General features: G+C 64.5%; 13 protein-coding genes. 6 read left to right on the forward strand and 7 right to left on the reverse strand.

Annotated features, from left to right (window positions below; translation table 11 throughout):
- Positions 1–41 precede the first annotated feature (41 nt).
- Entirely contained in the window at positions 42–1241 is a 1200-nt protein-coding gene (locus N6G83_RS30025) for a cyanate transporter (RefSeq protein ID WP_308317717.1), read from the reverse strand.
- Positions 1242–1367: 126 nt separating this feature from the next.
- On the opposite strand from N6G83_RS30025, the gene N6G83_RS30030 reads away from it, so the two are divergent.
- Positions 1368–2222, forward strand: coding sequence for a LysR family transcriptional regulator (locus N6G83_RS30030; RefSeq protein WP_260516003.1), 855 nt, complete (start codon positions 1368–1370; stop codon positions 2220–2222).
- A 6-nt stretch (positions 2223–2228) separates the two neighbouring features.
- Here the strand turns inward: N6G83_RS30030 and N6G83_RS30035 are convergent, their stop codons facing one another.
- Both N6G83_RS30035 and N6G83_RS30040 read right to left on the reverse strand, forming a co-directional pair.
- Positions 2229–2669, reverse strand: coding sequence for a DNA-binding protein (locus N6G83_RS30035; RefSeq protein WP_260516004.1), 441 nt, complete (start codon positions 2667–2669; stop codon positions 2229–2231).
- A complete protein-coding gene (locus N6G83_RS30040; RefSeq protein WP_197828555.1) occupies positions 2620–3240 on the reverse strand; it encodes a nucleotidyltransferase domain-containing protein in 621 nt (206 codons plus the stop codon). Before N6G83_RS30040 ends, N6G83_RS30035 begins: the two co-directional genes overlap by 50 nt.
- A 207-nt stretch (positions 3241–3447) precedes the next feature.
- Here N6G83_RS30040 and N6G83_RS30045 point away from each other — a divergent pair, with 207 nt between their 5' ends.
- The 3 genes from N6G83_RS30045 to N6G83_RS30055 all read left to right on the forward strand — a co-directional run bounded on the left by N6G83_RS30045 (position 3448) and on the right by N6G83_RS30055 (position 6414).
- A complete protein-coding gene (locus N6G83_RS30045; protein WP_033652292.1) occupies positions 3448–4836 on the forward strand; it encodes an amidohydrolase family protein in 1389 nt (462 codons plus the stop codon).
- A gap of 100 nt (positions 4837–4936) precedes the next feature.
- Complete coding sequence (locus N6G83_RS30050; protein WP_033652293.1) at positions 4937–5488, forward strand: isochorismatase family protein; 552 nt, start codon at positions 4937–4939, stop codon at positions 5486–5488.
- Between the two features lie 2 nt (positions 5489–5490).
- Positions 5491–6414, forward strand: coding sequence for a GlxA family transcriptional regulator (locus tag N6G83_RS30055; RefSeq protein ID WP_141996943.1), 924 nt, complete (start codon positions 5491–5493; stop codon positions 6412–6414).
- Here N6G83_RS30055 and N6G83_RS30060 read toward each other — a convergent pair.
- The gene (locus N6G83_RS30060) at positions 6409–7401 is read right to left on the reverse strand and encodes an acyltransferase (protein ID WP_197835789.1); all 993 of its coding nucleotides are present in this window, start codon (positions 7399–7401) and stop codon (positions 6409–6411) included. The genes N6G83_RS30055 and N6G83_RS30060 overlap by 6 nt on opposite strands.
- A 217-nt stretch (positions 7402–7618) precedes the next feature.
- On the opposite strand from N6G83_RS30060, the gene N6G83_RS30065 reads away from it, so the two are divergent.
- Positions 7619–8866 carry an MFS transporter gene (locus N6G83_RS30065; protein WP_049204735.1) on the forward strand — a complete coding sequence of 416 codons (1248 nt, stop codon included), beginning with the start codon at positions 7619–7621 and terminating at the stop codon, positions 8864–8866.
- Between the two features lie 54 nt (positions 8867–8920).
- Here the strand turns inward: N6G83_RS30065 and N6G83_RS30070 are convergent, their stop codons facing one another.
- The gene (locus tag N6G83_RS30070; RefSeq protein ID WP_260516006.1) at positions 8921–9547 is read right to left on the reverse strand and encodes a LysE family translocator; all 627 of its coding nucleotides are present in this window, start codon (positions 9545–9547) and stop codon (positions 8921–8923) included.
- 121 nt (positions 9548–9668) lie between these two features.
- On the opposite strand from N6G83_RS30070, the gene N6G83_RS30075 reads away from it, so the two are divergent.
- Entirely contained in the window at positions 9669–10580 is a 912-nt protein-coding gene (locus N6G83_RS30075; RefSeq protein WP_049209019.1) for a LysR family transcriptional regulator, read from the forward strand.
- On the opposite strand, the gene selB is transcribed toward N6G83_RS30075, so the two are convergent.
- Both selB and selA read right to left on the reverse strand, forming a co-directional pair.
- Complete coding sequence (gene selB, locus N6G83_RS30080) at positions 10570–12426, reverse strand: selenocysteine-specific translation elongation factor (RefSeq protein WP_260516007.1); 1857 nt, start codon at positions 12424–12426, stop codon at positions 10570–10572. The genes N6G83_RS30075 and selB overlap by 11 nt on opposite strands.
- Positions 12423–13817: an L-seryl-tRNA(Sec) selenium transferase gene (gene selA, locus N6G83_RS30085; RefSeq protein WP_238968827.1), complete on the reverse strand. Its 1395-nt coding sequence runs from the start codon at positions 13815–13817 to the stop codon at positions 12423–12425. The genes selB and selA overlap by 4 nt, the downstream gene beginning before the upstream one ends.
- Between the last annotated feature and the right edge of the window lie 38 nt (positions 13818–13855).

Here is a 13855-nt window from a genome sequence, read left to right on the forward strand (position 1 = left end):
TAAAAGCAACGTCACTATAGGGAGCGGCAATGACAGAAATATTATTCGGCGAACGCCCGCCGGTAGCTGTGCGGATGGAAGCGCCAGGTGATGGCGATCAGCACCACCACCAGCAGCGCGTGGATCTGCCAGTCCAGCACGAAGCCGCCGCTGTAGTCGCGCAGCAGGCCGGAAAGGTAAGGCGTGACGCCCGCCAGCAGGAAGCCGACGCCCTGCATGAAGGCCACCAGTCGCCCGGCCGCCGCCGGCTGGTGCAGGTGATCGAGCGCCAGCACCAGGCACAGCGGGAACGCGCCGCCCAGCCCCAGCCCGGAAAGCAACACCCACAGCCACGGCAACGTCTGCGGCAGATAAATCAGGCCGATAAAGCCGATCAGCTGCATCATCAGCGCCAGCAACAGCAGCGGCCGCCGGTCATGATTGCGCGCCAGCGCCGGCAGCAGCAGCGCCCCCACCACCTGGCCAAAGGTCATCAACGCCAGCAGCGAACCGCTGGCCTGCGGCTGCCAGCCGAGCTGCATGTAATACGGCGGCAGCCAGGCGATCAGGCTGGTATAGCCGCCGTTGATCAGGCCGAAATAGGCGCCGAGCAGCCAGGCGCGCCGGTTGCGCAGCAGGCCTGGCCCGCGGTGTTCTCCCGCCGCGCCCAGGCGAGACAGCCCACGGCTGACCGGCCACCAGGCCACTAGCGCCACCAGGGCCGGCAACGCCCACCAGGCCAGCGCGCTGTGCCAGTCGTGCCCTACGCTCATCAGCCACGGGGTGATCGCCGCCCCCAACCCGCCGCCGCCCATCAGCGCCGCCGACCACAGCCCGGCCACCAGCGCCATGCTTTTAAGGAAGTGATGCTTGATGATGCCGGGCATCACCGCCTGGATCACCCCGATACCGAGCCCGCCCAGCACCGCGCTCATCAGCAGTTGCACGCTGCCGGGGGCCAGTTCGCGCCAAAGCGCGCCCAGCCCGATCGCCAGCAGGCTCAACGTCACGGCGCTGCGTTCGCTGAACAGCCGATTGATGGTGCCGCCCGCCAGCGCCATCAGCCCCATCATCAGCACCGGCAGCGTGGTCAACAGCGCCGCGCCGCCAAAACTCAGCCCGGTGACCTGGCGCAGCGTCGGCAGCAACGGGCCGATCGAAGTCAACAGCGGCCGCATGTTCAGGCCGATCAACACCAGCGCCAGCAGCAGAGGGTTGAGCCAGCGGCGCGGGGAAGGTGAATTAACAGAATGATTTAACACGGCATATTCCTGGTACTGCGAAATGAAGAGTGCGGCGTCACAGCGCGATCGCCGCAGCGTTGCGTTACTGTAGGCAACGCCGCTAGTATTGGGAAATTAAATAATAAAATAGCCAACAGTGGGAAAATGAATCGCTACCCGATGTTCAATCCGCAGCTGCTGCTCAGCTTCGTCGCCGTATGCGACAGCAACAGCTTCACCCGCGCCGCAGAGCGGGTGTTTTTGTCGCAGTCCACCGTTAGCCAGCAGGTGCGCCGGCTGGAAGAGATGCTGGGCAAGCCGCTGTTTGAGCGCTCCTCGCATCAGGTGCTGCTGACCGAAGAAGGCGTCAAGCTGTTGAGCTACGCGCGCCGCATTATCGCGCTAAATGAAGAAGCCCACGACGCGCTGACCGGCATCTGGCGCGACGGCGTGCTGCGGATCGGCATGCCGGAGGATTTCGCCGTGCCCACCACCGAGCTGCTGGCCGACTTCAGCCGTGAGCACCCGCACCTGCGGCTGGACGTCGCCAGCGGCCTGAGCGCCGATCTGCACAGCGCCTACGCGCGTGAAGAGCTGGATCTGATCCTGGTGAAGCAGCGCCGCCGGCAACCGCCGCGCGCCGCGCGGCCGGAACCGCTGCTGTGGCTGGACAGCCTGGCCTTCCCGGCCATCGAGCAATCGCCGGTGCCGCTGGCGGTATTTCCACTGAACGGCCTGTACCGCGACGAGCTTTGCCAGGCGCTGGATACCCTCGGCAAACGCTGGCGCATCGGCTACAGCAGCGCCAGCCTGGCGGCGCTGACCGCCGCTTCGGCCGCCGGGCTGGGCGTCACCCTGCTGCCGGCCGGCTGCCGTCTGCCCGCGCACCGGGTGCTGGGCGCGGCCGAAGGATTGCCGCCGATAGACAGCTTCGAACTGGCGCTCTACTACCGCGACGGCGCTCCCGCCGCCACGCTGGCGCTGGCCCAGCGGCTGGCGGCGTTTTGCGGGCTGAAGTAAGGCAGCTTACGCCACTATCTGCGGATGTTCGCGCTGCAGCCAGTCGATAACCCGTACCCACAGCGCTTCTGTCTGCTCAAGGCAAGCCTGTACCGCCGCGTCCGTCACCAAGTCGCCGGAATAATCCGCCACGTTGCGCTGTTTTCGCAATACATCCAGGCAGATCATTGCCTCACGCGGCAACCCTACAGTGAGCGGCAACGTTTGGATCATGGTCTGGTGATGGCCAGGCCTGCTGGTCAGCGTGCGGTATCCTTTGGCTTGCAAAGCGGCATTCGCCATTTGCATGACCGCTTTATATGCCGTGTCGAAACGGCTCTCATTGCTGAGCTGAGTGATACCCGCATCGCGTCGGTTGCGAGCGGCGGCGGCCAGCAATTTTTTAATCGCCCCCGCGTCAGGCATTATCACCTCCAGTCCCAGCCCGACCAGATTGTCCAGCGTCATCCTTGTCTCCCACAATCCAGAGTTGGGGTTTCTGCATAATGTCCTGTATAAACGCGGAGTTCTCGGCCAAAGCCGCTCGCCACTCTTCAGGCGAGTACAGTTTGGGGTTAATTTCCCGACCCAGCGTTGCCTGCAGCGGGTAAACCGCCTGAATCACCTCCGCAAAAGACAGTTTGCCGACGATCAGAACATCGATATCACTGGCCGCCGTCGCTTTGCCACTGGCGACGGAACCAAAGATGAAAGCCCGTTCAATGTCCTCCCCAAATCCTGCCAGCACCTGCCGTAAGCGCGCAGCCGGGCCGCAGGTCTTGCGGAAAATCGCCGCCAGCTCGGGAAAAATCAGGCAATCGGCGTTAGCCTGATAGCAAATTTGGTTGCCCTGCCGCTGCCTGAGCAAGATGCCGCCTTCAGCCAGCCGGCTCAACTCTTTATGTAAAGTCCCGGCCTGAGTTGCGGTGCGCCGCGCAATTTCTCGCACATGAAACGCCTGCCCGGCTTCAATAAACAGCAGGCTTAGCACTTTTCTACGGTATTCGCTGAACAGTAATTCGAGCATCGGATCGTGCATCACGCTGACCTCAATGTAGCTTTAATGACTACAAATGTAGCCATTAAAGCTGCGAAAGAGCAAGCCAAGAGCACCATTCCGCCGGCAGACGCCGATCATTACCAAATCGAATAGTCACCAGTGGCAAATGTCGCTGCCAACCTGTCGGTTCCTCTCCTAAATTGGAGGATGTTTTCACTCCCTCACCTCTGGATTAAGGAACCGAACGTGGAAAACCCTCAGCAACCGGGCCGCAGAGCCTTCCTCAGCCAAACCGGCAAACTCACCACCGCCTGCGCGGTGATCGGCCTGACCGGCGGCATGGCGCAGGCCGCTTCGCCTGGCGGCGAGCCGTGTGCGCCAACGCCGATGACCCTGACCGATCGTCACTACTGCCTGAGTGAGGTGCGGCTGGAAGACGGCTTTGAATACGACGGCGAAACGGTGATCGGCACCCGCACCGCGCTGTATACGCTTGAGATCAAAGACGGCAAGATCGCCGCCATTCACGCCGCCAACGCCGCGTTGCCCGCCGGCGTGCCCCGCTATAAGGCACAGGGCCAGCTGCTGCTGCCGGCGTTTCGCGATATGCACATCCATCTGGACAAAACCTTCTACAGCGGCCCGTGGCAGGCACCGCGCCCGCGCCAGGGCAAGACCATCATGGACATGATCGCGCTGGAGCAGACGCTGATCCCGACACTGCTGCCCACCTCGCAGCAGCGGGCGGAAAACCTGATCGCCCTGCTGCAGTCCAAAGGCAGCACCGTGGCGCGCAGCCACTGCAATATCGATCCGGTCAGCGGCCTGAAAAGCCTGGAACACCTGCAGCGCGCGCTGGAAAACCACCGGGCGGATTTTAGCTGTGAAATCGTCGCCTTCCCGCAGCACGGTCTGTTGCACTCCAAGGTCGATGCGCTGATGCGCGAAGCGATGCAGATGGGCGTGCAGTACGTCGGCGGTCTCGATCCGACCAACGTCGACGGTGCGATGGAGAAATCGCTCGACGCCATGTTCCAGATCGCCCTCGATACCGGCAAAGGCGTGGATATCCACCTGCATGAAACCAGCCCGGCTGGGGTCGCCGCCATTAACTACATGATCGCCACCGTGGAGAAAAACCCGGCGCTGCGCGGCAAGGTCACCATCAGCCACGCTTTCGCCCTGACCACGCTGACGCCGGGCGAACTGGCGGAAACCGCCACCCGGCTGGCGGCGCAGCAGATCACCATCGCCTCCACGGTACCGATCGGCGGCCTGATGATGCCGCTGCCGCAGCTCAGCGAGAAAGGGGTGTTCGTGATGACCGGCACCGACAGCGTGATCGACCACTGGTCGCCGTTCGGCACCGGCGACATCCTGGAGAAGGCCAATCTGTACGCCCAGCTGTACCGCGGTTCCGACGAGTATCACCTGTCGCGTGCCATGGCCATCTCCACCGGCGGCGTGCTGCCGCTGGACGATAAGGGGCAGCGCGCCTGGCCGAAAGCCGGCGATGCCGCCGAGTTCGTGCTGGTCAACGCCAGCTGTTCCGCCGAGGCGGTCGCCCGTCTGCCGGCGCGCAGCGCCACCTTCCATCAGGGGCGCCTGGTCGCCGGCCAGGTGAGCAAAGCCTAAGGTCGGTCCGTTGTTGTCATCATGATGGCCGTTTTTGGCCTTCTGCCAGAGTAAGGCGCGGCGCAAGATGGTCGCAACACACACTGGCGGAGGGCCGAAAATGTCACAGAGCGCGTTATTGATCATCGATGTCCAGCAATCATTCCAGCACCGTCCATTCTGGCAGGAGGACGATCTGCCGGCGTTTCAACAGGCGCTGACCCGCCTGATCGCAGGCTGCCGACAGCGCGGCGCGGCCCTGGTCGACGTGCTGCACGTCTCGCCGCAGGGGCCGTTCTCACTGGCTTCAGGCCATGTGCAGCGCCTGCCGTTCCTCACCCACCAGGCGGATATCACCGTGCACAAGCATGTGCACAATGCGCTGACCGAATCCGGCCTCGACGCCTGGCTGCGCGCGCGGGATATCAACCATCTGATCGTCTCCGGCATCCGCACCGAGCAGTGCTGCGAAACCACCACCCGGGTGGCGTCCGATCTCGGTTATCGGGTGACTTTCGTCACCGAGGCGACGTTAACCTTCCCGATGCGCCATCCCGACGGCGAAGTCTTTACCCCCGCGCAGTTGAAACGGCATACTGAAACCGTACTGGTCGATCGTTTTGCCCGCATCGCCAGCGTGGATGAGGCGCTGGCGCAACTCGCACAGGAGTAACCATGTCGCAGGCCGTCTATTTTCTGCTGTTGCCCAACGTGTTGTCGCTGGACGTCAGCGGCCCGGCGGAAACCCTGCGCCTCGCCGGGCAGTTCACCCTACGTTATCTCAGCCCGGCGCCGCAGATCGTCTGCTCCATCGGCATGACGCTGAGCGGCCTGCAGCCGTTGCCAGAGCGCCTGGAAGACGGCGCCATCCTGGTGCTGCCGGGCGTCGGCGATTCGCAGCGCTATTTCGCCGGGGAAGAGGCCGAGCAGGCGCGCCGCTGGCTGGCGACGCTGCGGCCCGACCTGCAGCGGCAGCGCATCACCCTGGTGTGCATCTGTTCCGGCGCGCTGCTGGCGGCGCAGGCCGGGCTGCTCGACGGCTATCAGTGTACTACCCACCACGACGTCATCGAACGTATCCGCCGGCAGGCGCCGGCGGCGCAGGTGAAAGAGAACCGTATCTTCGTCGAAGATCGCGGCGTCTACACCAGCGCGGGCATCACCACCGGCATCGATTTGGCGCTGCACCTGGTCCACCGCCACTGCGGTTCCGGCCGGGCGCGCGACGTCGCCCGCGATATGGTGGTCTATTTCCGCCGCGCCGGGGACGATCCGCAGCTGTCGCCCTGGCTGCGCTACCGCAACCACCTGCACCCGGCGGTGCACCGCGCGCAGGACGTGATGGCCGCCGAGCCGGAGGCCGACTGGTCGGTGCCGCAGATAGCGGAGAAGGCGCACGTCAGCAGCCGCCACCTGGCGCGGCTGTTTCGCAGCCACGTCGGCATCAGCGTGCGGGAATATCATGAGCAGCTGCGGCTGGCGGTGGCGCAACAGCGCCTGCAGCAAGGGTATGGCTTGGAGAAGGCCGCGCTGGCGGCCGGTTTTTCTTCCGGGCGGCAGCTGCGCCGCGCCCAGCAGCGTCAGCACTCGCCGCTATGACACCAGCCGGCGGGTATCCAGCCGCTGCAGGCCGACAGACAGCAGCAGGCTGAGCCCCAGCGCCACGCCGAACACCCAGAAGATATCCAGCAGCGGGTGGCCGGTGAAGTCCAGGTGCCGGCTGCGCATCACGTTGACGATAAGGGCGTGAAAACCGTAAATCGCCAGCGAATGGCGGGAAAACGCGCTCAACCAACCGATCGGCTGCGGCAGACAGTGTTTCACCCACACCAGCAGCGCCACCGCCGCCATAAACACCAGCGGGCCGCTGTAGATGTAGTAGGTATCGGCGAAGTTGCCGTTGATGAACAATTGGTGTTTGGTGCCGCGAGCGATCAGCGCCACGCACAGCGCAAATCCCAATGCCGCCAGCCAGCCCACGGCGCGCCCGCGCGCCTCCATCATGCCAATCGCCCGCCCGGCCAGCGCATACAGCAGGTAGTAGAAGGTATCGCCGTAGATATACAGGTTAACCGGCAGCAGGTGCGCGTTGCCGAAGGTCAGCTTATCGGTATTCGGGTTGGCGATCGCCGCCAACACCACCAGCGCGGCGGCCAGGTAGCGGCGCGACACCGGTTTGACGCTGATCAGCGGCGACAGCAGGTAAATCACCGCGATAGCGTAGAAAAACCACAGATGATAGAACACCGGCTTTTGCAACATGCCGCGCAGCGACGGCCAGAAACCGATCTTAGTGAAAGCCGCGATGTAGATCAGCGCAATGGCGCTGTAGAACAGAATGCAGCTGACGATGCGGGTGAAATGCCGGCGGCCGGCGCTCTTTTCGCCGAAGAACAGGTAGCCGGAAATCATAAAGAACAGTGGCACCGATACGCGCGACAGCGAGTTCAGCACGTTGGCGATGTCCCAGTTGTGCAACCCTATTGCCACGCCGTTGGTGACGTAATAGGTGGTGGCGTGGATCATCACCACCATCATGCACGCCATCGCCCGCAGGTTGTCTATCCAGCCGATTTTCTCGCTCAAACGCTCGCCCGATCTTGTGTCATATTGATATGTTAAGAAGAGGTTATCGGGCACGGCGTTCGGCGACAACCCAAAAGCGAAATATCAGAATGCACTTAAACAACACCTTATGATTGCGAAGGTGAACAATTGGCGGCAAAATAGCCGCCATAACTCGCTCAGTTTGCGCTTCCCGCCCTGGCAGTTCCTTTTTCTCTTTTACTATCAGTACAATAATATGAAAACGACATTACCACCTGCGGCACGTTTGGGCCGACAGGCGCTTTTATTCCCTCTTTGTCTGGTGCTGTTCGAGTTCGCCACCTATATCGGCAACGATATGATTCAGCCGGGCATGCTGGCCGTCGTGGCGGATTTCAACGCCGGCGAAGAGTGGGTACCGACCTCGATGACCGCCTATCTGGCCGGCGGCATCTTCCTGCAGTGGCTGCTCGGGCCGCTGTCGGATCGCCGCGGCCGTCGCCCAGTGATGCTGGCCGGGGTGGCGTTCTTTATCGTCTCCTGCCTGGCGATCCTGCTGGTCACCACCATCGAGCAGTTCATCGCCATGCGTTTCCTGCAGGGCATCGGCCTATGCTTTATCGGCGCGGTCGGCTACGCCACCATCCAGGAGTCGTTTGAAGAATCGGTGTGCATCAAAATCACCGCCCTGATGGCCAACGTGGCGCTGATCGCCCCACTGCTCGGGCCGCTGGCCGGCGCGGCGCTGATCCACGTCGCGCCGTGGCAGAGCATGTTCGTGCTGTTTGCGGCGCTGGCGGCCATCGCCTTCTACGGCCTGTGGAAAGCCATGCCGGAAACCGCCACGCTGCAGGGCGAGGCGTTTTCCGCCGCCAACCTATGGCGCGACTACCGCCAGGTGTTGGGCAACCGCCGCTTCCTGTGCGGCGCCCTGGCGATCGGTTTCGCCAGCCTGCCGCTGCTGGCCTGGATCGCCCAGTCGCCGGTGATCCTGATCAGCGGTGAGTCGCTGTCGACGCTGGACTACGGCCTGCTGCAGATCCCGGTGTTCGGCGCGCTGATCCTCGGTAACCTGACGCTGGCGCGTCTGACCGGCAAAAACAGCGTGGAGCGCCTGATCAAGCTGGGCGCGGGCCCGATGCTGCTGGGGCTGCTGATCGCCGCGCTGGCGACCCAGTTCTCCAGCCACGCCTACCTGTGGATGACCGCCGGCCTGAGCCTGTACGCTTTCGGCATCGGCCTCGCCAACGCCGGGCTGTACCGCCTGACGCTGTTCTCCAGCAATGTCAGCAAAGGCACGGTGTCCGCCACCATGGGCATGCTGAGCATGATGGTATTCACCGTCGGCATCGAGCTGGCCAAGGTCGCCTACGTCTGGGGCGGCAGCGGGCTGTTCAACCTGTTCAACCTCATCAGCGGCCTGTGCTGGCTGACGCTGGTGGCGCTGTTCCTCGGCAAACGCCGCAACGGCGACCCCACACCGCAGCCGACCGGCGCGGTGTAAACGCGACGATAAAACGCCGGTCCGGTTTCCCGAACGGCGTTTTTTTATGCGGCCTCAGCCGAGCAGCTCCCACAGCGCATACCCCGCTCCCACTACCGCCACCCCCAACAGCAGCAACGCCGACAGGACAGAGATCGCCCGCCGCGCGCGCTGTAGCGCCGTTCCCGACAGCAGGGTGATATAGGCCAGCAAGATGGCGAAATCAGCCAGCACCCACAGCGCGGTCAGCAGCGTCAGGCTGGCGCCGACCGAAGGGGTGACGGCGATAAACTGCGGAAAAAAGGCGACGAAGAAGATGATGTCCTTGGGATTGGCGATGCCTACCAGAAAACCGTTTGCGATCGCCGAGCGTTTTTGCGACGGTGCAACGGGCTGCGCATCGGGGGTTCGTGCGGATAAATCCTCATACAGCGAGGCGATCGCCATGCGGCCGATAAACAGGCAACCCAGCAGGCCTATCCACTGCAGCAAGCGCATATCCACCGCGAACAGCCCGGTGACAACCAGCGCGGCAATACCGATCAGCAACAAAGAGGCCCCATTGCTGCCCAGCGCGGTCAACAGCGCGCGCCGGGCGCCAAAGCGCGCCGCGGTGTTGGCGACCATCATCACCACCGGCCCTGGCGTGGCGATCAGCAAGAAAATGGCGGCGAAATACGCCGCCAGCAACGACAGGTTCATCTTTATTTCACTCACATTCAGGCGGTTGGCGTCGGATCATTATGATGCCGTAGCCCCCGCCTTGAAAAAGGAGTAATCCTGTCGTTTACTGTGAGCCAGACTCATTCTTAGAGACGCCGCGATGGCCAGTTCCCTTCCGCCGCTTTACGCTCTGCGCGCCTTCGAGAGCGCCGCCCGCACCGGCTCGTTCACGCTGGCCGCCGACGAGCTGCATCTCACCCCCAGCGCCGTCAGCAAGCACATCAAAACGCTGGAGCAGCACTTCGGCTGTCGGCTGTTCCAGCGCAACGGCCCACGCATCGAGGTCACCCCGCAGGGAAAAATCTTCGCCGCCGAGCTGCAGCAAGGGTTTGGCCGCATCGAACAAGCCTGCGAGCTGTTCAGAAGCCACCGCGATCTGCTGCGGATGAAGGCGCCCTCCACCCTGACCCTACGCTGGCTGCTGGACTGCCTGAGCCGATTCCGGCAAACGGCGCAGGCGTTCGAGGTGCAGGCAGCCAGCGTGTGGATGGACATCGACAGCGTGGATTTTTTCAGCGAACCCTACGACTGCGCCATCCTGCTCGGCAACGGCCATTTCGGCGCCAATACCGCCGCCGCCAAGCTGTTCGACGAATGGCTGATCCCAATTTGCGCCCCCGCGCTGCTCGCCGACGCGCAGCGCGATCTCGCCACCTGCCCGCTGATCCATCCTTCGCCCGATCGGCGCGACTGGCGACGCTGGCTGCAAAAAAGCGGCATCGCAGCCCCGATCGATCTCACACGCGGCCAGGTATTTGATTCACTGGAACAGGGCAACGCGGCGGCCATCGCCGGGCACGGCGTCTCGATCGGCGATCTGGCGCTGAGCCTGCGGACGATGGAGGAGGGGTTATTGGCGCTGCCTTGTGACGCCGCCGTGCGTACCGGCGACGGTTACTATCTGGTTTGGCCGGAAGAATCGGCAAAACGGCCGCTGATCGAACGTTTACAGGCGTTTCTCACCGCCCAAACGCCCGACGTCAGCCGGGCCGCCGTCAGGTTTATCGGGTAGGGGACTCGCTACCGAACAGCCCGCCGTCGCGCAGCAGATGCTCGTTGCCCTTGCGGCGGGTAAAGCCGCTGCGATCGAAGAACTCCAGCACCTGGATCGCCAGCTTGCGCCCGACGCCGAGCCGATCGCGGAAATCGGCGGCGTTGGCGCCCCCGCGCTCCGCATCCAGCTCGCGGATCAGCGCCGCGAACTGATCGATGCGCCGGCTGAGGTAGTAGCGATCCACCACCACCGCCGTCACATGGCCCAGTTGAGCCGCCTTGCGCAGCAGCGCCCGTACCCGGCTCTCTTCCTCGCCCAGTTCGCTCGCCAGATCGCGCACCCACCACGGCTCGTCGCCGAACAGCGGTTCGATGCGCGCCCACAGCGGCGCCTCGTCGGCGCTGAACGCCAGGCCGTGTTCCGGCAAGTGCAGCCAGCCGCGCGTATTGCGCAGCGCGCCGGCCTTCAGCAGCCGATCGATCATCATAAACACCAGCTCTTCCGGCTGCTGAGGCAGCGCCATACGCCGCAGGCGGGCGCGTCCTAAGCCCAGCTGATCGGCGTGCTGTTGGTGATACTCCGCCAGCACCTGCAGCAGGCGGCTTTCCGCCTGCTGCACCTGATCCTGCGCCAGAGCCCGGTCACCGACGATCAGCAGATCGCGGTTCGCCAGCAGTGCCGCCAGGCCGTCGTCGGTCAACTGACGCGCCCAGGCGAACGCCGCCAGAGACAGCGCGCCCTGCGGCAACTCAAGCGCCAGCGCCCGCACGTCGTCTTGCGCCTGCGCCAAGGCCTGCAGCCATGCCAGATAGTCCGGCTGACGCTTGCCGCGCTTGGGCGCATTCAGCCTGAGCACCCGGGCCGCGCCCAGCGTTTGCCGCGCGCCGATATCGCGCAGCACCAGCCGATCGTTTTCCGCCAGCCACAGCGGGCGATCGAGGATCAGTTCCGCCAGTCCGTCGTTCAGCAGCGAAATGCGCCCGGTGATGTGGCTGGCGGCATGGTGCAGATGCAGCGGCTGCCAATGGCGGATCGGCCGATCCGTCTCAAGCGCCACCAGAATGCGTTCCGCCGCCTCCGGCGGGCGCTGCGCCAGCAGCCAATCGCCGCGCGCGATCCGATCTTTATCGACATCGCCGCTGATGTTAAGCGCGATGCGTTGCCCGGCCTGCGCCTGTTCCACGGTTTGATTCTGGGCATGCAGGCCGCGCACCCGCACCGGCGCGTCGGCGCCGGTCAGCCACAGCGTATCCCCCACCTTCACCCGGCCGCCGAGCGCGGTGCCGGTCACCACCAGCCCCGCCCCTTTGACGCTGAACGCACGGTCTACCGCCAGGCGAAAACGGCGCGTCAGCGCGTGCTCGCCGGGCGACAGCGCCAGCAAATGCGCGCGCAGCGCCTCGATGCCCTCTCCCGCCGCCGCCGCGGTGACAAACAGCGGCGCATCGGGCCAGCCCTGGCGCGCCAGCTCATCACGCACTTGGCGGCGTACCTCGTCAACACGCGCCGCCTCCACCCGGTCGGCCTTGGTCAGCGCCACCGTCAACGCCGGGCGCCCGCTCAGGCGCAGGATCGCCAAATGCTCGCGGGTCTGCGCCATCACGCCGTCATCGCAGGCCACCACCAGCAACGCATGGTCGATGCCGCCGACGCCCGCCAGCATATTGGCGAGGAATTTCTCGTGGCCGGGCACGTCGATAAAGCCCAACACCCGGCCATCCGGCTGCGGCCAGTAGGCGTAGCCCAGATCGATGGTCATGCCGCGGCGCTTCTCTTCCGGCAGGCGATCCGCATTGATCCCCGAGATCGCCTGCAGCAGGGTGGTTTTGCCATGATCGACATGGCCGGCGGTGGCGATGATCATGATGCGCTCAACGCGTCGATCAGCGCCCCTTCATGTTCCAGACAGCGCAGATCCAGCCACAGCCGGCCGTCGCCGAGGCGGCCGATCACCGGCTGCGGCAGGCGGCGCCAGCGCTCAGCCAACGCTTCCAGCGTGGCGCCGCGGCCGTCGCGCGGCGTGAAGGTCAGCGCATAGCTGGGCAGGCGATCCACCGGCAGCGAACCGCTGCCAATCTGCGACCAGCACGGTTCGGCGCGCAGATCGAAATCGGCGGTAAACCGTGGCGTCAGCGCCGTCAGCAGCCGCTCGGCCGCCTGTTGCATCTCCTGCTGCGGGCGGGTCAGCAGCCGCAGCGTCGGCAGCTGCTCAGCCAGTTTTTCCGGCTGCAGATAGAGCCGCAGCGTGGCCTCCAGGGCCGCCAGCGTCAGCTTGCCGACGCGCAGCGCGCGCTTGAGCGGGTGCTGCTGCAGGCGCGCGATCAGCGCCTTCTTGCCGACGATGATGCCGGCCTGCGGGCCACCCAGCAGCTTATCGCCGGAGAACGTCACCAGATCGACGCCGGCGGCCAGCAGCCGCTGCGGCATCGGTTCGGCGGGCAGGCCGTACTGCGCCATATCGATCAGTGAGCCGCTGCCCAGATCGGTGGCGGTCGGCACGCCCTGTTCGGCCCCGAGCTGCGCCAGTTCAGCCTCGTCGACCGCCGCGGTAAAGCCCTGAATGCTGTAGTTGCTGGTGTGCACTTTCATCAACAGGCCAGTCTGCTCGCTGATGGCCTGGCGGTAATCTTTCAGATGGGTGCGGTTGGTGGTGCCGACTTCCACCAATTGGCAGCCGGCCTGACGCATCACGTCGGGAATGCGAAACGCGCCGCCGATTTCCACCAGCTCGCCGCGCGACACCACTACCTCTTTGCCGGGGGCGATCGCCGCCAACATCAGCAATACCGCCGCCGCGTTGTTATTGACGATGCAGGCGTCTTCCGCGCCCGTCAGCCGGCACAACAGACTCGCCACAGCCCGATCGCGATGACCGCGCCCGGCGCCGTCCAGATCGTACTCCAGCGTCACCGCCTCTCCCATCACCGCGCTGACCGCGTCCTTCACCGGCTGCGCCAGCAGGGCGCGCCCGAGGTTGGTGTGCAGCACGGTGCCGCTGAGGTTGAACACCGGCAATAACGCCGGGCGTTGCTGCCGGGCCAGCTCCGCCCGCAGCGCCTGCGGCCAGTCGCCGCACCAGGCCGGTAAACGTTGCTGTTGCTTGATAGCGTCACGCGCCTGGGCCTGCAGCCGGCGCAACAGTTCGCCGATCAGCGTCTGGCCATGCTGAGCCACCAGCGGTTCAATCGCGGGTTCACGCAGCAGACGGTCGATGGCGGGCAGTTGACTGTAAAGAAGGTGGGATTCAGTGCTCATGGTCGCTCGGTTTTCAATTTAGACGTATCGGCATAGCA

This window comes from Serratia sp. PL7, from assembly GCF_945957435.1.